Annotated in this window: 11 protein-coding genes; 3 read left to right on the top strand and 8 right to left on the bottom strand. The window is 72.7% G+C overall.

Translation table 11 applies throughout. From position 1 onward, the window contains the following. Positions 1–33 precede the first annotated feature (33 nt). The 3 genes from B0I32_RS08860 to B0I32_RS57535 all read right to left on the bottom strand — a co-directional run bounded on the left by B0I32_RS08860 (position 34) and on the right by B0I32_RS57535 (position 5,886). Complete coding sequence (locus B0I32_RS08860) at positions 34–2,946, bottom strand: glycosyltransferase (protein ID WP_106236641.1); 2,913 nt, start codon at positions 2,944–2,946, stop codon at positions 34–36. A gap of 192 nt (positions 2,947–3,138) precedes the next feature. Further along, complete coding sequence (locus B0I32_RS08855; RefSeq protein ID WP_020546325.1) at positions 3,139–3,399, bottom strand: WhiB family transcriptional regulator; 261 nt, start codon at positions 3,397–3,399, stop codon at positions 3,139–3,141. Between the two features lie 318 nt (positions 3,400–3,717). Further along, complete coding sequence (locus B0I32_RS57535; protein WP_106236639.1) at positions 3,718–5,886, bottom strand: hypothetical protein; 2,169 nt, start codon at positions 5,884–5,886, stop codon at positions 3,718–3,720. Between the two features lie 180 nt (positions 5,887–6,066). Here B0I32_RS57535 and cofD point away from each other — a divergent pair, with 180 nt between their 5' ends. The 3 genes from cofD (at position 6,067) to B0I32_RS08835 (ending at position 9,124) form a co-directional block, all read left to right on the top strand. Next, positions 6,067–7,005 (top strand): 2-phospho-L-lactate transferase, encoded by a 939-nt coding sequence (cofD, locus tag B0I32_RS08845; RefSeq protein ID WP_106236637.1) that lies wholly within the window; start codon positions 6,067–6,069, stop codon positions 7,003–7,005. Next, positions 7,002–8,297 carry a coenzyme F420-0:L-glutamate ligase gene (locus tag B0I32_RS08840; protein WP_106236635.1) on the top strand — a complete coding sequence of 432 codons (1,296 nt, stop codon included), beginning with the start codon at positions 7,002–7,004 and terminating at the stop codon, positions 8,295–8,297. Before cofD ends, B0I32_RS08840 begins: the two co-directional genes overlap by 4 nt. Positions 8,298–8,386: 89 nt before the next feature. Continuing rightward, positions 8,387–9,124, top strand: coding sequence for a lytic polysaccharide monooxygenase (locus B0I32_RS08835; RefSeq protein ID WP_106236633.1), 738 nt, complete (start codon positions 8,387–8,389; stop codon positions 9,122–9,124). Between the two features lie 72 nt (positions 9,125–9,196). Here B0I32_RS08835 and B0I32_RS08830 read toward each other — a convergent pair whose 3' ends face one another. The 5 genes from B0I32_RS08830 to B0I32_RS08810 form a co-directional block, all read right to left on the bottom strand. Beyond that, positions 9,197–10,945, bottom strand: a complete 1,749-nt coding sequence (locus tag B0I32_RS08830; protein ID WP_245955690.1) for a substrate-binding domain-containing protein — start codon at positions 10,943–10,945, stop codon at positions 9,197–9,199. Positions 10,946–11,027: 82 nt separating this feature from the next. Continuing rightward, on the bottom strand, positions 11,028–13,574 hold the full coding sequence (locus B0I32_RS08825) for a bifunctional FO biosynthesis protein CofGH (protein ID WP_106236631.1): 2,547 nt from the start codon (positions 13,572–13,574) through the stop codon (positions 11,028–11,030). A gap of 135 nt (positions 13,575–13,709) precedes the next feature. Beyond that, entirely contained in the window at positions 13,710–14,606 is an 897-nt protein-coding gene (locus B0I32_RS08820; protein WP_181307170.1) for a DNA-3-methyladenine glycosylase family protein, read from the bottom strand. A 48-nt stretch (positions 14,607–14,654) separates the two neighbouring features. Further along, complete coding sequence (gene manB, locus B0I32_RS08815; RefSeq protein WP_245955689.1) at positions 14,655–15,734, bottom strand: mannose-1-phosphate guanylyltransferase; 1,080 nt, start codon at positions 15,732–15,734, stop codon at positions 14,655–14,657. Positions 15,735–15,766: 32 nt separating this feature from the next. Beyond that, positions 15,767–16,882, bottom strand: a complete 1,116-nt coding sequence (locus B0I32_RS08810) for a glycosyltransferase family 4 protein (protein WP_106236629.1) — start codon at positions 16,880–16,882, stop codon at positions 15,767–15,769. Positions 16,883–16,915: the final 33 nt, after the last annotated feature.

Below are 16,915 nucleotides of genomic sequence, written 5' to 3'. Positions count from 1 at the left end.
GGGCCCTTGCGCGCCCGCCGGCGTCCCGGGACGTCACGCGCCCGCCAGCGCCATGCCCGCGGGCTCCGCCGCCTCCTGCCGCTGCCGTCCTGGGGACGCGAGCAGCACCACCACCAGCAGGAACGCCCCCTGCGCCCACAGCAGCGGCACGTGCAGGACGCTCACCGGCTGGGCGGGCACGCGGGTGACCGGCTCGGCCAGCCGCCACAGGCCGCCCGACTCCGACAGGCTCAGGCGCTGCAGCGACGGCTGCGAGTCGAGCGTCCTGGCCAGCTCGAAGGAGACCGGCGGCGCCAGCGCCACCATCCCGATGCCCTGCTGGGCCAGCGTGGCCGCGTCGCCGCCGCGGCCGCCGACCAGCCCTTCCGCCGCCGCGCCCACCCGGGCGCGGGTCCTCTGATCGGCCGGCAGCTCCGCCTCGCCGATCAGCGGGATGCGCCCGTGCAGGACCGTGAACCCGGAACCCTTGATCACCAGGGTCCGTTCCCCCTGCGTGGTACGGGCGGCGGCGAGGGCCGGCATCACGTCGGGCGCGTCACCGCGCAGCGGCCCGCGTACCCCTTCCACCATCCAGTAGCCGGCGGCCAGCAGCGGCGTGCTGAACGCCACCGCCACCACCGCCGTCGCCCCCAGCCGCCGCAGCCCGCCGCCCGCGCGCAGCTCGGTCAGCCGGTGGGCGGTCAGCCCGACCAGCACCACCAGCCCCGCGCCCGCGATCGCCAGCGGCACCCCGGGCCAGGCCCGCGCGCCGTCGACGGTGATCCGGCTGACCAGGACGCCCGCCAGCACGCCGTAGAGCGCGACGCCCCAGCCGACGGCGACGATCGTGCGCTGGCGGCGCATGAGCAGCGCGGCCAGCGCCGCCGCCACCAGCCCCGCGGTCACCCAGAACGGCGGCAGTCCCGGCCCTCCCGGGCTGATCGCCAGCAGGGACTCGGCGGGCAACGACGGGTCCACCAGGGCCGGATCGTGCAGGCCGGCCTCAAGGAGCAGCCGGCCCGGGTCGCCCAGCAGGTCCACCAGCCAGGGCAGAAGGAGCAGCGGCGGCACCGCGAGCGCGATGCCCATCGACCCGGCGACCCCGCCGCGCACGCCACCCTTGTCCGCCCCGCCGCGCACGCCATCCCGCACGCCACCCCTGCCCGCGCCGCGCACACTGTCCCGGACGTCACTTCGGCCGGCGGATCGCGGCCGGCGGCGGGCGCCGCCGGCCGCGAGCACGCCGAGGACCGCGAAGAGCGGGTAGACGAGCGGCACGAACGCCGTCCCGACGGCCAGCAGCAGGCCGAGCCCCCACGCGGCCCTCCTGGACGGCCGGGGCTCGCCGGACAGCAGCCGGGCGCAGAGCCAGGCGTACACGGGGACGAGGACGAACACCACCGCCGTCCCCACCCGCCCCGCCGCGATGGCCCCGGTGCCGACGGGCAGCAGCGCGTACGTCCCCGCCGCCCAGGCCCGGGCCGGCACGGCCGGGACGATGTGCCGCGTGGCCAGGTACGCCGTGGCCCCCGCCAGCGGCACCGAGCCCAGCAGCAGCACCGACACGGCCACCCAGGTCTTGCCGAGCGCGAGCGTGGACAGGGCGGCCAGCACGGCCACGTACGGCGGCGCCCAGGCGGCGGAGCCGAGCCCGACGTCGTGGTACCCCTCGGTGTAGAAGGCCCACAGGTCGCCCGCGCCGCCGGTCACCGGCACCAGGGCGCCGCCGCCGAGCCGGTCGCCGCCGAGGAGCGAGCGTTCGGCGATCAGCGAGACGACGGTCAGCGCGAACATGAGGATGACGCCGGGGCGGCCGATGAAGCGCTGGAAGGCGCCGGCGCCGGGCGGCGGGACCACGTCCGGCTCCTCGCCGGGGGAGCCGGGAGCAGCCGTGGAGTGGTGGTGCCGCCCGGTGGAGTCGACGGGCGCCTCGCCGGCCAGGAAGCTCTGCACCATGTCGGTGAGGCGCCGGTAGGCCGCACCCCGAGGGGTCATAAGCCGCTTTATGCGTATATATCCCCTCTTGCGGCCGTGACGGCGGGCCCGGCGCGCCCGCAGCAGCCGGAACGGATGCACCAGGATCGAGCAGATCGCCACGACCTCGTCCAGCGCGTTCGCCGGCTGTTTGCTCACGATGAACAGCAGCGTGCGCACGATCGAGCTGATCACGTTCCGCAGCAGCGCCCACAGCATCGCGCGGAACGGCAGGTTCGCCATGACCACGAAGATCGCGTTACGCCGGTCGAGACGGCGCGGATGGTCACCGCTGACCGTGATCCGCCGCCGCCGGCGGGCCGCCGCCTCGGCGTGCCAGGCCACCGCCGACGTCACGATCAGCACCCTGTGCCCGGCGTTGCGCACCCGCCAGCACAGGTCGAGGTCGTCACGGAAGATCGGGAAGAACGGGTCCAGGCCGCCGGCCTGCTCCCACACGTCGCGCCTGATCAGCATCCCCGCCGTGGACACCGACAGCACCTCGCGGGTGCCGTCGTGCTGCCCCTGGTCGAACTCGCGCGGCTCCAGCCCCGTGTCCCTGCGTCCCGTACGGCCCACGGTGACGCCGATCTCCAGCAGCAGCCTGCGGTCGAGCCAGTCGCGTAACTTCGGGCCGAGCACGGCCGCCTTGGGATCCTGCTCGGCCGCGCTCAGCAGCAGCTCCAGCGCCCGCCTGTCGGGGGCGCAGTCGTCGTGCAGCAGCCAGATCCATTCGTCCCGCCCGGCGGACGGGAGCTTGTCCAGCACCGCGGCGACCGACTCGCCGAAACCGGTGGAGCGGGGCAGGGAGATCACGCTGCCGCGCCCTAGCGTCTGGGCCAGCAGGTCGGCCGAACCGTCCCTGCTGCCGTTGTCGACGCCCGCCACGCGGTCCGGTCGGCGGCTCTGGTTGATCAGGGCCCGCATCGTCTCCCCGAGCCAGCGCGCGCCGTCATGGGCGACGACGATCACGGTGACGTAGGGACGTGCCATGGGTGGGTGACTCCTGGGGGGATGATCAGGCGGCCCCACCATACAGGTGCGACGCCGCCAGGAGATGCGAAAAGGGTCACACGGCGGACCGCGTGACCCCTTCCCCCCTATATAACGATAAGAAACCGCAGGTCGGACTGCCGTCCGCGACCCACGCCGCAGCGGCGGCCCGCACCGGATCTCTCATTCGACCTAAACGGCCTGACGCTTGATCCGTCTGCGCTCCCGCTCGGACAGCCCACCCCAGATGCCGAACCGCTCATCGTGCTCGAGTGCGTATTCCAGGCACTCGGCACGGACCTCGCACGATCGGCAGACCTTCTTGGCCTCTCGGGTGGAGCCGCCTTTCTCCGGGAAGAACGCCTCCGGATCAGTCTGCGCGCACAACGCGCGCTCCTGCCAGCCGAGTTCTTCAGCGTCAAGCTGATCCTGTGCGATGACCGGATCGGTCACTGCACACCTCCCTGCCGCCCGCCCGCAATGGAGCCCCCCATGGACGCCTTCCTTATTACCCACCCACAGGAAGGCGTAACAACATGGTTGTAATTACACGCGTGTGCCGTGCGTGACGTCAAGCGGCATGCAGCTATCCGGGGAAAGACCAGATCTCGCCCCGGTGTGCTCGGCATGTGATGTTCGCACCGGGCCGGCGCCTTGCACGCATGGCGTCGGCCTGGCTCGTTCAACGCTGTCTGCGGTCGGAACCGTACCAGGGCGGGAAACACGCCCGCCCATGGCCCACCTTCTCTCTAGCAGTCCATTGCCGGTCCGTTACCTGCGGGGCTCATTGGGGGTGTATATGGCCGTCGGGTCGATCGGGTCGTCCCCGGGACGGCGCTGCTCGCCGCCGAAGGCGTTGCCGAACGACGTCGGGTCGAGCCGCATCGTGGACTCGGCCTGGTCCGGCCATCCCGGCTGGGCGGCGGCCTGCGGAGCCTGGTGGGTGGGCCGGTACTGGCCCTGCTGCGGCTCGTAGCCGCCGTACTGCTCCTGGGCCTGCCGCTCGAGCTCCTGCCGCGGGTGGCCGAACGGGTCGCCGCCCTGCCCACCGCCGTAGTCGGGCACGCGCAGCTCCGGCTGGGTGCCCGCGTTCGGCTGGCCGGCGTTGGACTGGTACGTCTCCGCCTGGTGGTAGGCGTCCATGAGCTGCTGCGAGCGCGGGTCGACCGGCGCGTCGGGCTCCTGGTAGGCGGGCGGGGTGGCGAACTCGGCGCCGGAGTAGCCGGTGAACGGCTGGCCGCCCTGCTGTTGCTGCTGCTGGTCGAACGCGCTCTGCCCGAAGTACGACTGCTGCTGCGGCTCGGCCGGCGGGAACGGGGCGTTGGGGGCGGTCTCGCTCGGCGTGTACGCGGCGTCTTCCGGGGGCGCGAACGGGTTCGCCTGCTGCTGCTCGGCCGGCGGCGCGAAGGAGGCGGCCTGGTCGTTCGGGGGAGGCGCGTACGGGTTCGGGCTCGGCTGACCGTAGATGTTCGGCTGGCTGTCGGCCGGGACGTACGGGGCCGGGGTGTACTCGCCGGCCGGCGGCGTGCTGTAGTCCTGGGCCGCCGGGGCCGTGTCCACGGAGCTGTAGCCCTGGCCGAACCCCTGCGGCGGGAAGGACGGCTCGGGCTGCTGCTGGTCCCCGGGCGCGGCCGGCAGCGCGCCCCTGATCTGGGGGTACGGCTGCTGCGGGTTGGTCGCCTGGGGCTCGGGCTGCCCGCCGAAGCTGGGCGGCTGCTGGCCGTAGCCGGGCGTCGAGGGGGCCTGCTGGCCGTATCCGGCGGCCGCCTGGTCGTACCCGGGGGCGGACGGCGGCTGCTGGTCGTACGCGGGGGCTGAGAGCGGCTGTGGCGCGTAACCGGGGGTTGAGGGGGGCTGCTGCGCGTAGCCGGGCGTGGAGGGCGGCTGCTGGCCGTAGCCGGGCTGCTGGCCCGACATGGGCTGCTGGCCGTACTGCTGCTGGTCCTGCGGGCCGCCGAAACCGGGCTGACCGCCGGGGCCCTGACCGGGACCACCGGGGCCCTGCTGGCCGGGGCCTCCGGGGCCCTGCTGGGCGGGACCGCCAGGGGCCTGCTCCTGGCCGAACCCAGGCTGGCCGGGCTGCTGGCCCGACATGGGCTGCTGACCGTACTGCTGCTGGTCCTGGGGACCGCCGAGACCGGCGACCTGGTCCTGCCCGAAACCGGGCTGGCCGGGCTGCTGACCGGACATCGGCTGCTGGCCGTACTGCTGCTGATCCTGCGGACCGCCGAAACCGGGCTGGCCGCCGGGGCCCTGGCCGGGACCACCAGGGCCCTGCTGGCCGGGGCCTCCGGGGCCCTGCTCCTGGCCGAACCCCGGCTGGCCGGGCTGCTGGGCGAAGCCGCCGGCGGCCTGGTCCTGGCCGAAGGGCTGCTGGCCCGAGGGGGGCTGCTGGGGGTAGCCGGGCTGGCCGTAACCGGGCTGGGGCTGCTCGCCCTGGCCGAACTGCTGGGGCTGGCCGCCGAAGAAGCCGGGCTGGGCGCCGAACTGGCCGTGGTACACCTGGGCCGCCTGCCGCTCGGGCATCACCTGCGGGAGCAGGTAGACCAGCGCGATGGCGGTCAGGGCGAGCGTGGGCACGCCGAGGAGCACGTACTCGATGGTCGAGCGGGCGCCGAGGCCGGAGAAGAGGCCGAGCAGCAGCGCGAGCATGCCGAACACCGAGGCCAGCAGCAGTCCGACTGCGGCGCCGTACGTGATCGGCTTGGCCTTGGCCGACGGCTCGCCCACCTTCGTCACCAGCAGCACGGCGCCGAGCAGCAGTGCCGTCACGACCGGGCTGGTCACGCTCGAGAAGTTCCCCGCCGCGCGGTCCATGAACGACGACGCGGTCGACCCGATCAGGATGTGGCCGATCGCCAGCACGACCTGCATCAATCCGGTGACGAGCATGATCCAGGCGGCCGGCTCCTTCAGCCGGGCGACGTCAAGTTTGCTCACAACTACCCCCATCGGACCCATTAGCCCGAAGGGAGTTTGCCACATCACCGACCCCCCTGCCGGGAGTCCCAGGAACCTCTTCCATCTCAATTCATGCAGTACCAGGACGTACACCGCCGACAAAAGGCGAAAACCGGTCCCCCGACCGGCTTGTCAGAGCCCGGTGAAAGACTGGGCCGCATGCACATCGTGTCACTCGCCGGCGGCATCGGCGGCGCCCGCTTCCTGCGCGGCCTGCGCGCCGCCGCACCCGACTCCACGATCACCGTCATCGGCAACACGGGTGACGACATCACCCTGTTCGGCCTGCGGGTCTGCCCCGACCTCGACACCGTGATGTACACCCTGGGCAACGGCATCGACGAGGAGCAGGGCTGGGGCCGGGCCAAGGAGTCCCACGTCGTCAAGGAGGAGCTGGCCGCGTACGGCGTCGAGCCGCAGTGGTTCGGGCTCGGCGACCGCGACTTCGCCACCCACATCGTGCGCTCGCAGATGCTGGAGGCGGGCTACCCGCTCTCGCAGATCACGCAGGCGCTCTGCGCGCGCTGGCAGCCGGGCGTGCGGCTGCTGCCGATGAGCGACGACCGCTGCGAGACCCACGTCGTGATCGAGGACGAGCGCGGCAAGCGCGCCATCCACTTCCAGGAGTGGTGGGTACGGCTGCGCGCCTCCGTCCCCGCGCAGTCGTTCGCGCTGGTGGGGGCCGACACCGCGAAGCCGGCCCCCGGGGTGCTTGAGGCCGTCGAGCAGGCCGACGTGGTCATCCTGCCGCCGTCCAACCCGGTGGTGAGCATCGGCACGATCCTCCAGGTTCCCGGCATCCGCGAGGCGCTGCTGCCCAAGACCGTGGTCGGCGTCTCGCCGATCATCGGCGGCGCGCCGGTCAGGGGCATGGCCGACGCCTGCCTGACCGCCATCGGGGTGGAGACGACCGCGCAGGCGGTGCTCGATCTGTACGGCTCCGAGCTGATCGACGGCTGGCTGGTGGCCGAGGAGGACGCCGGGGTCGCGCTCGACGGCGTGCGCGTGGTCGCCGGACCGCTCCTCATGCACGACGCCGAGGCCACCGCCGCCATCGCCCGCACCGCCCTCGACCTGGCCCAGGAGCTCGCCCGATGACGGCCCACGACTCGGCGGCGCCCGAGCGGGTCGAGGTGGTCGCGGTGACCGGGATCGGCGAGGTGCGGCCGGGCGACGACGTGGCGGCGCTGCTGGCCGGCGCCGGGCTGCGTGACGGCGACATCGTGGTGGTCACCTCCAAGATCGTGAGCAAGGCCGAGGGCCGGGTGCGTCACGCGCCGGACCGCACCCGGGCCATCGAGGACGAGACCGAGCGGGTGGTGGCCAGGCGCGGCGACACCGTGATCTCCCAGACCCGCCACGGCTTCGTCATGGCCGCCGCCGGCGTCGACGCCTCCAACACCGAGCCCGGCACGGTGCTGCTCCTGCCGGAAGACTCCGACGCCTCGGCCAGGCGCATCAGGGCGGGGCTCGCCGGGCACGCCAAGGTGGGCGTGATCGTGTCCGACACGTTCGGGCGGCCGTGGCGCAACGGGCTCACCGACGTGGCCATCGGGGTGGCCGGCCTCCGTCCGCTGGACGACTATCGCGGCGCCTCCGACACCTACGGCAACCAGCTCAACGCCACGGTGACGGCGCTGGCCGACGAGATCGCGAGCGCGGCCGAACTGGTCAAGGGCAAGCTCGCCGGGGTCCCGGTGGCGATCGTGCGCGGGCTGTCCCACCTGGTGACCGAGGACGACGGCCCCGGGGTCAGGCCGCTGGTGCGGCCGGCCGACGACGACCTGTTCCGGTTCGGGTCGCGCGACGTGGTGTTCGCCCGCCGGACGATCAGGGAGTTCTCCGACCGTCCCGTCGATCCCGAGGCGGTGCGCCGGGCGGTCGCGGCCGGCATCGCGGCGCCGGCGCCGCACCACACGACGCCGTGGCGGTTCGTGCTGCTGGAGTCGCCGCAGACGCGGACGAAGCTGCTCGACGCGATGCGCGAGGCGTGGATCGCCGACCTGCGCGGCGACGGGTTCACCGAGCAGTCGATCGCCAAGCGGGTCAAGCGGGGTGACGTGCTGCGCAACGCCCCCTATCTGGTCGTGCCCTGCCTGGTGATGGAGGGGTCGCACACGTACCGCGACGAGCGGCGCAACACCTCCGAGCGGGAGATGTTCATCGTGGCCACCGGCGCCGGGGTGGAGAACTTCCTGGTGCAGCTCGCCGTCGAGGGGCTGGGCTCGGCATGGGTGTCGTCCACGATGTTCTGCCGGCCCGTGGTGCGCGAGGTGCTCGACCTGCCCGAGTCGTGGGACCCGATGGGCTGCGTGGCCGTCGGGCACGCAGCCGCGCCGCCGCGTGACCGGGCGCCGCGCGATCCCGCCGACTTCATCCTCACGCGTTGACGGCGGTCCGGACAGCGGTCAAGTCCGCCATTTACCGTTAGGAAAGTTTCCTTTACATTGGGGCCCCCCCCATGTAAAGGAGCCACTTCATGCGAAGGACTCTCACGCTCGTCGCCGTGGTGGTGATCGCGGTCGCCACCACGGTGTTCAACACCACACCCGCGTTCGCCCACGGCTACGTGCTCACACCGCCGAGCCGTCAGGCCAACTGCCACCAGGGCAAGGTCTCCGGCTGCGGCAACATCGTCTACGAGCCGCAGAGCGTCGAAGGCCCCAAGGGCCTGCGCAACTGCCACGCCAACCTCGGCCAGTTCGCCCAGCTCAGCGACGAGAGCAAGCCGTGGCCCGCCGCGTCGGTGGGCAGCACCGTGACGTTCACCTGGACGTTCACCGCCAGGCACGCGACCTCGAACTTCGAGTACTACATCGGCAACACCAGGGTGGCCAGCTTCGCCGGCAACGGCCAGCAGCCGCCGGCGACGGTCTCGCACCCGGTCAACTTCTCCGGCTACTCGGGCCGGCAGAAGGTCCTCGCCATCTGGAACATCTCCGACACCACCAACGCCTTCTACTCCTGTATCGACCTGAACTTCGGCGGCGGTGGCGGCAACCCCACCCCGACGCCTCCGCCGACCGTCACGCCGACGCCCACCCCGACGCCGACCGTGCCCCCGACGACGCCCTCCGGCACCTGGCGGGCGGGGACCGCGTACAGCACCGGTAACACCGTGACCTACAACGGCGCCACGTACCGGTGCCTCCAGTCGCACACCGCCCTCGCCGGATGGGAGCCGCCGAACGTGCCGGCGCTCTGGCAGCGCGTGTAGCCGCACCCCTTGAGACCGGCCGCCCAGAGCTCCATGGGCGGCCGGTTCCCGTTCTCCCTGGAAAAGCGTCGGTCAGGTGGTGGGTTTGCAGGTCGGGTGACAGAGGCGGCGGGCCAGGGCGGCGAGGAACACGTCGATGATCTCGCCGGGCTCCTGGGCCTCGTGCAGGGAGCCGTTCGTGGCGGCCGTGATCTGCGACAGCGCCGCCCGGTCCACGCCCTTGCCGAACGCGATGACGATGATCTGTACGGGCTTGTCCGGGTTCCACTCACGGCGTAGCTGGTCGAGCAACTGCCGTAGGTCCGCGCCCTTGCCGTCGTCCCGGCCGGCCGTGATCACCAGGAGCGCGTTGTTCATCTCCTCCCGGTACTCCTCGCTGACCTCGCGGAAGCCGCTGTGGATGGCGTCGTACAGGGAGCTGGCGAGCTTGGGATGGGCGGTGATCGTGCTGGTCAGCTCGTCCAGGCGGCTCTTGCGGATGACCTGCCCGCTGTCGGGCTCGCTGATCGGGCCGAGGCCGACGCGTTCCTGGTAACCCTTGATGCGTCCGACCTTGTCGGCGAACTCCCACAGGCCCATGTGCGTGGAGGCCGGGAAGAGCTGCAGGCCGATCTTGGCCGCCGCCAGCGCCACGCTGACCCGGGTGGTGCCGTTCAGCGGCTCGGCCATGTGCTTGGAGGTGTCGGCCAGCACGAGGATGTTCGTCGGCGGGGCCAGCCTGCTCCAGGCGCGCAGCGCGTCGTCGATGTCCTGCGGCGACACCGAGGCCCTGGTCCTGGGCGCCTCTGCGGGGATCTGGGGGCCGGGCGAGATCGGCCCCTGGGCGCCGTCGCCCGACCTGAACCCCGCCCTGCGCACGATCTCCTGCGCCTGCGCGCCCTTCAGCCAGCCCGCGAAGACGCTCGACGCCTCGGCGACGGAGGGATCGGTGGCGGTGACGACGTAGGGGTAGTCGAGGTTGATCGTGCCCTCGCGCGGGTGCAGGGCCACGACGGGGTCGGAGGAGGGCCGCAGGTTGTGGTTCCATACCGACTGCTCGGGCACGATCACGACGGGACGCTGCCAGAACGTACGGTCGTCCACGGCGGCCAGCATGCTGCGGTAGTCGGGCGCCGAGCCCGCCTGCGCCCACCGGACGAACGCCGTCAGCGCCTTGTCCGCCTCGGGCCCCTTCCCGACCACGTCCCGCGCGGCGGCCACGGTCGCGATGCCGGCCCCGGCCAGCGACGGGTCCGGCACCCGGACGACGTCGGGTTCGTCCGCGTTGGGCGTCAGCCGCCCGCGCACGGTCGAGGGGAAGACCATCCGCCAGTTCATCTCGGTCCGCCCCACGGAGAAGCGCTGGGCCAGCGACGCCCGGGTGGCGAACACCAGCGGCGAGGTGGCCACCACACTCTCCCCCGCCGGCAGCGCGCTCGCGCCCTGCTGGCGGGCCAGCCTGATCCAGGCGGAGGAGTCGGCGATCCACCCGTCGGGCCGCTCGCTCAGCACGCCGGCCCGGTCGCCGATCAGCGTGCGCAGGACGGTGGCCGGAGGGTGCTCGGTCACCTGGACCAGCACGCACCGGCCACCCACGGCCGTCTTCGTCCCGTTGAACCGGCTCGCCGCCTCCATGACGGCGGGAGCCACGTCCACCGCCGCCGCCACGTCGACCAGAACAGGCTCTCGTGTGGTGCACAGCACGCCACCGCTGCCGAAGATCACGACCAGGCCGGCCGCGACGATGGCCACGGCGGACAGCCCGGCCAGGATGCCGCGTCGGAGCGCCTTCCTCCGCCGCTGCTCGGGGAGCAGCGCGGCGCGGTGTCGACCCAACCGCACGGTGAACCTCTCTCCCAGGGGAGTGACGATTCTCCCAGCGACTCACTGGGCGGACGCAAGTGCTTGTTAGAACATGTTACAACTAGGCCAGCGGGAGCACCCTTCTGACGCTCTGGCAGACTCCGTCGCTGGCCGCCGAGGCCGCCAGCCGCTCCTCGCTCGGGACGCCGTACTCGGTGGTGCGCTGCCTGGCCGGCCTGCCGGTGACCCCGACCATCTCGCGCAGCTCGCTGATCGTCTTGTACGAGCCGTTCTCCGACCCCGCCATCCGGCTGATCGTCTCCTCCATCAGGGTGCCGCCGAGGTCGTTGACGCCGCCCTGGAGCACCTGGCGGCACAGGTCGTCCTGGAGCTTGACCCAGGAGCACTGGATGTTCCCGATCGCGCCGTGCAGCAGGATCCTGGCCAGCGCGTGCACGGCCCGGTTCTCCCGGGCGGTCGGGCCCGGCCTCGCCACGCCCGCCAGATAGATGGGTGCGCTGGTGTGCACGAACGGCAGCAGCACGAACTCCGAGAACCCGCCGGTCTCCTCCTGCAGCCGCCGGATGAGCTTGATGTGCCTGACCCAGTGCAGGTGGTTGTCGACGTGCCCGTACATCATGGTGGCGGTGGTGGGCAGGCCGACCTTGTGCGCGGTGGTGATCACCTCGACCCACTCCTTGGCGGGCAGCTTGCCCTTGGTCAGCACCCAGCGCACGTCGTCGTCGAGGATCTCGGCCGCCGTCCCCGGCAGGGAGTCCACGCCGGCCTCCTTGGCGGCCTCCAGCCAGTCGCGGATCGACAGGTTCGTCCGGCTCGCGCCGTTGATCACCTCCATCGGGGAGAACGCGTGCACGTGCATGCCGGGCGTCCTGGCCTTGACCGCCTTGGCGATCTCGAAGTACGCGGTGCCGGGCAGGTCGGGGTGGATGCCGCCCTGCATGCACACCTCGGTGGCGCCGGCCGCCCACGCCTCCTCCGCCCGGTCGGCGACCTGGTCGAGGCTGAGGGTGTAGGCGTCGGCGTCGGTCCTGCGCTGGGCGAAGGCGCAGAAGCGGCAACCGGTGTAGCAGACGTTGGTGAAGTTGATGTTCCTGTTGACGACGTAGGTGACCGCGTCGCCGGCCGCCTCCGCGCGCAGGGCGTCGGCGATCGCGGCCAGCTCCTCCAGCTCCGCGCCGTCGGCGCTCAGCAGCGCCACGGCCTCCGCGTCCGTCAGCCCGGCCGGATCGGCCGCGGCCCTCGCCAGCGCCTGCCGCACCTCACCCGAGAACGCGGCGGTCGACGCGGGGAGGCGGTCGCGGAGGGCGTCCCAGTCGCCGTAGACGTGGTCGAAGTCGTCCCGGCGGTCGGCGGTGCGGCCGGTGGTGTCGACCTCGACGTGCAGGTCGACCCGGCCGGACGCGGCGAATCCGCCGTCGGGCTCCTGCCAGGGACGGCCTTCGAGCACGGCGTCCTCGCGCGCCAGACCGGTGGCGGGATCGGCGAGCGCGGCGACGTGGGCGAACAGGCGGGGGTCGAGCCACGGCTCCCCCGCCTGCACGTATTCCGGATATATCGTCAAACGCTCGCGGAGCTGGAAGCCGGCCTCGCCCGTACGGGCCGCGAGGTCGTCGATCTGCGGCCACGGCCGCTCCGGGTTGACGTGGTCGGGGGTGAGCGGGGACACGCCGCCCCAGTCGTCGATCCCGGCCCTGATCATGAGCTCGTACTCGGCGTCCACCAGGTTGGGCGGCGCCTGCAGCCGTACGCGCGGCCCGAGGATCAGCCGGGCGACGGCGATCGTGGCGGCCAGCTCCTGGAGGTCGGCGTCCGGCAGGCCGCGCATGGCGGTGTCGGGCTTGGCGCGGAAGTTCTGCACGATGACTTCCTGGATGCCGCCGTACTCCCTGGCCACCCGCCGGATCGCGAAGATCGCCTCGGCCCGGTCCTGGACGGTCTCGCCGATGCCGATCAGGATCCCGGTGGTGAACGGCACGTTCGTGCGTCCGGCGTCCTCCAGCACGCGCAGCCGTACGGCGGGGTCCTTGTCCGGCGAGCCGTAGTGGGCCTGCCCCTTCTCCTCGAACAGCCGCCGCGACGTCGTCTCCAGCATCATCCCCATCGACGGCGCGACCGGCTTGAGCCGCTGCAGGTCGCGCCAGCTCAGCACCCCCGGGTTGAGGTGCGGCAGCAGCCCGGTCTCCTCCAGCACCCTGATCGCCATCGCGCGCACATAGGACAGCGTGTCGTCATAGCCGTGCGCGTCGAGCCACTCCCTCGCCTGGTGCCAGCGGTCCTCCGGCCGGTCCCCCAGTGTGAACAGCGCCTCCTTGCACCCCATCGCCGCCCCCTGGCGGGCGATCTCCAGCACCTCGTCCGGGCTCAGGAACGGCGCGGGAAGCTTGTGCGGAGCGGTGGCAAAAGTGCAGTAACCACAACGGTCCCGGCAGAGCCGGGTCAACGGGATGAACACCTTCCTGCTGTAGGTGATGATCCCTTCGCGCCCGGCGGCACGCAGCCCGGCGTCGCGTACGCGGGAGGCGTGGTCGAGGAGCGTGTCGAGGTGCTCGTCCCGGGCGTGCAGGAGGACGGTCGCCTCGGTGACGTCGAGGGTCTTGCCGTCCCTGGCTCGGGCGAGGGCGCGGCGGAGCGCGGAGTCAGAACTCATAGAGGCACAGTACGACGGCCTGGGTTCGCCGTACGCACTCAGGGTCGCGCTCAGAACGACCGGCGGCCCCGGTGGCGGGCGCGGAACGACCGGCGGCCGCCCGGCCGGGTCACTATGCGAGGCCCGGTGCCGGGCTCAGAACGCGCGGTAGTCGCGGACCGGCATCCGGGGCCCCCTGGCCGGTGGGCGGACGCCGCTGAGCCAGACCAGGACCGTGGCGCGGTGACGATGGCCGGCATAGGGCTCCAGCAGCCGCATCATCCCGGGGTCGTCCGTCTTCTCCCCGGTGAAGGCGTAACCGACCAGCTTGGCCAGATGGAAGTCACCGACGCTGACGGCGTCGGCGTCGCCGAAGGCGCGCTGGCGCACCTCGGCGGAGGTCCACACCCCGATCCCGGGCAGCGCGCGCAGCAGCCGGTCGAGCTCCTCGGTGGTGCCGGCGGCCTCCAGCTTGGCGGCGTGCCAGGCGGCGTTGGCGATGGTCCTGGCGCGCACGGCCTCGGCGCCCGCCTGGTGCCAGTGCCAGCTCGGGATCCGCCGCCACACGTCGCTCTCCGGCACCACCCGCATCCCCTCGGGCGCGGGCCCTGGGGCCGGCTCGCCATAGCGGCGGAGCAGCCACTGCCAGGCCCGCCACGCCTCCCGGCCGACCACCTTCTGCTCCAGCACCGCTGGCACGAGCGCCTCCATGACCCGGCCGGTCCGCCCGATCCGCAGCCCCGGATGCCTCCTGACGGCCTCGGCCAGCACGTCGTGCTCGACGCTGAACCCGGCGACGTCGTCATCGGCTCCGAGCAGCGCCGGCAGGCTCTCCAGGGCCCAGGCCGCGCCGGGCCCCCACGCCTGCCCGTGCACGCCGCCGGCCTTGACGCTCACCCTGAGCGTGCAGGGGCCGTCGGGGGTCCTGGACGTGCGCCACACGGAGCCGTCGCCCTCGCGGCGCCAGGTGGGATCGCCGCCGCCGCGCCGGTGGGGCATCAACGCCAGCCCCACGTCCAGCGGCCCCGCGGGCACCCACCTGCGCTCCTTCACCCCACCAGTCTGCCCCTGCCCCTCACCTGCTCGGGCCGGGAGGGCGGGTCAGACGTCGCTGGAGTAGCGCAGGGCGCGTTCGGGCAGCTCGACGCCCGGCCATACGCGTACGCCGTGCTGCAACTCGTTGCCCGGCCCCACGACCGCGTCGTCACCGATCACCGCGTCGCGCACCACCGTGCCCGCGCAGATGCGCGCCCGCTGCCCCACGACGGAGTCGCTCACCCGGGCCCCGGCCTCCACGACGCAGTCGTCGCTGAGCACCGACCCGGCCACCGTCGCCCCGGCCTCGACGACCACGCGGGCGCCGACCGCCGTGCCGTCCTGGATCTTGGCCTCGGGCGAGACCCTGGCGCCTTCGAGCGCCAGGTATTCGCCCGTCGGGCCGGGCAGCGCGGGTGAGGCCAGCCGGCCCAGCACCAGGTCACGCGAGCCCTGCACGTAGGCGCTCGGCGTGCCGACGTCGAGCCAGTAGGTGCGGTCGGCGTAGCCCATGACGAGCTGCCCCGACTCGATCAGCCCGGGGAACGTCTCCCGCTCGACCGACACGACCTCGTCGCGCGGGATCGAGTCGATCACCGAGCGGGTGAAGACGTAGCAGCCGGCGTTGATCCGGTTGGTCACCGGGTTGGGCGTCTTCTCCAGGAACGCCGTCACCCGCCCCGCCTCGTCGGTCGGCACGCAGCCGAACCGGGAGGGATCGTCGACCTCCGTCAGATGGAGCGTTACAGCGGCCTGCCTGTCACGGTGCAGGCGCACCTGCGCGCCGATGTCGTGACCGGAGAGGATGTCGCCGTTGAGGATGAGGACGGGGTCGTCGGGGCCCGCGTCGAGCGCCTCGCCGGCGTTGCGGATGGCTCCGCCGGTGCCCAGCGGCGTCTCTTCCGTCATGTACTCCAGCGAGAGCCCGAACGCCGACCCGTCGCCGAAGGCGGGCTCGAACATCGCCGCCTTGTACGAGGTCGCGAACACGATCCGGCGTACGCCGAAAGATCGCGCACGGGCCAGCTGGTGGGCCAGGAACGGCACCCCGGCGGTCGGCAGCAGCGGCTTGGGCGTGCCCAGTGTCAGCGGACGCAGGCGGGTGCCCTGCCCCCCGACCAGGAGGATCGCCTCGAGGTCTGGCAAAGAGCTCTCCATCACTCCGTGAGGTTACCGAACTATTCGATCGCGCGTTGGTACGAGCTGAGATGCGCCTCGGCGCAGGCCTCCCAGGTGAATTCGCGGGCCCGGGCCAGGCCCGCCTCCCGCAGCTGGTGTCTGCGCTGGGGAGAGGCCAGCAACTCGCCGAGCGCCGTGGCGATGCTGTCGGCGTCCGGCTCGGTGTAGGCGACCGCGTCCCCGCCCACCTCGGGCAGCGAGCTGCGGTGGGTCGTCAGGACCGGCGCGCCGCAGGCCATGGCCTCCAGCACCGGCAGCCCGAACCCCTCGCCGCGCGAGGGGAAGGCGACCACGAGCGCCCCGCCGAGGAACCCGGGCAGGTCGGGCGCGCGCAGGTAGCCCGGCCTGATCACCCTGACGGTGGCCTCCACCTCCCGGCAGGCGGCGTCCACGTCGTCCTCGTGCACGCCTCCGCCGAGCACCAGCGCCGGTGGCTCGTCCAGCCGCTTGACGGCGGTGGCGAAGCCCCTGATCAGGTTGGGCACGTTCTTGCGGGGGTCGAGCGCGCCGAGAAAGGCCACGTACGGCTGGTCGTGCAGCCCGCACCTCATGGCGGACCTGCGGATCTCCTCGCCGGTCGGCGGGTGGAACTGGGCCAGGTCGACGCCGTGGTAGGCGACGTCGATGCGGGTGGGGTCGGCGGACAGCACCCGGATGAGCTCGTCCCTCGTCGCCTTGGACGGCACGATCACCCGCCTGGCGTGGCGGACGGCGGTGCGGGTGGCCGAGCGGAAGAACGAGGCGTGCGGGCTGAGCTGGTCGGGCTCGGTGAACCACATCGCGTCGTGCACCGTCACGACGGTCGGCAGGCCCGCGCTGAGCGGGATGGAGTAGTAGGGGGCGTGGATCACGTCGGCGCCGGCCTGGCGGGCGAGAAGGGGCAGCCCGCTCTGCTCCCAGGCCAGCCTGGCGGCCCTGTTGGTGATCGAGACCGGCCCGGGGATCACCTGGGCCGAAGGTGCGAGGCGTCTGTAGCGTTCCGCTTCGGCCCGCTGGCAGGCCACGGCGATGTCGGCGCCGGCCCGGTCGAGCGCGGCCACGAGCCCGTCAACGTATCTGATCAACGCGCCGCGGTCCGCGGGGACCGCTACCGCGTCGACGAGCACTCGAGGCATACGAAGATCTTCTCCCCTCAAGATCAACGTGGG

The sequence above is a fragment of the Nonomuraea fuscirosea genome (assembly GCF_003001935.1).
Classification (GTDB): Bacteria; Actinomycetota; Actinomycetes; order Streptosporangiales; family Streptosporangiaceae; genus Nonomuraea; species Nonomuraea fuscirosea.
Note: the sequence above shows the minus strand (reverse complement) of the source record. Positions and strands in the feature narration are given on the sequence as shown.

What these genes read in the sequence shown, in the direction of transcription:
- B0I32_RS08860 (WP_106236641.1), bottom strand. Translation starts at nt 2,946, where the DNA reads ATGGCACGTCCCTACGTCACCGTGATCGTCGTCGCCCATGACGGCGCG.
- cofD (WP_106236637.1), top strand. Translation starts at nt 6,067, where the DNA reads ATGCACATCGTGTCACTCGCCGGCGGCATCGGCGGCGCCCGCTTCCTG.
- B0I32_RS08840 (WP_106236635.1), top strand. Translation starts at nt 7,002, where the DNA reads ATGACGGCCCACGACTCGGCGGCGCCCGAGCGGGTCGAGGTGGTCGCG.
- B0I32_RS08835 (WP_106236633.1), top strand. Translation starts at nt 8,387, where the DNA reads ATGCGAAGGACTCTCACGCTCGTCGCCGTGGTGGTGATCGCGGTCGCC.
- B0I32_RS08825 (WP_106236631.1), bottom strand. Translation starts at nt 13,574, where the DNA reads ATGAGTTCTGACTCCGCGCTCCGCCGCGCCCTCGCCCGAGCCAGGGAC.
- B0I32_RS08810 (WP_106236629.1), bottom strand. Translation starts at nt 16,882, where the DNA reads ATGCCTCGAGTGCTCGTCGACGCGGTAGCGGTCCCCGCGGACCGCGGC.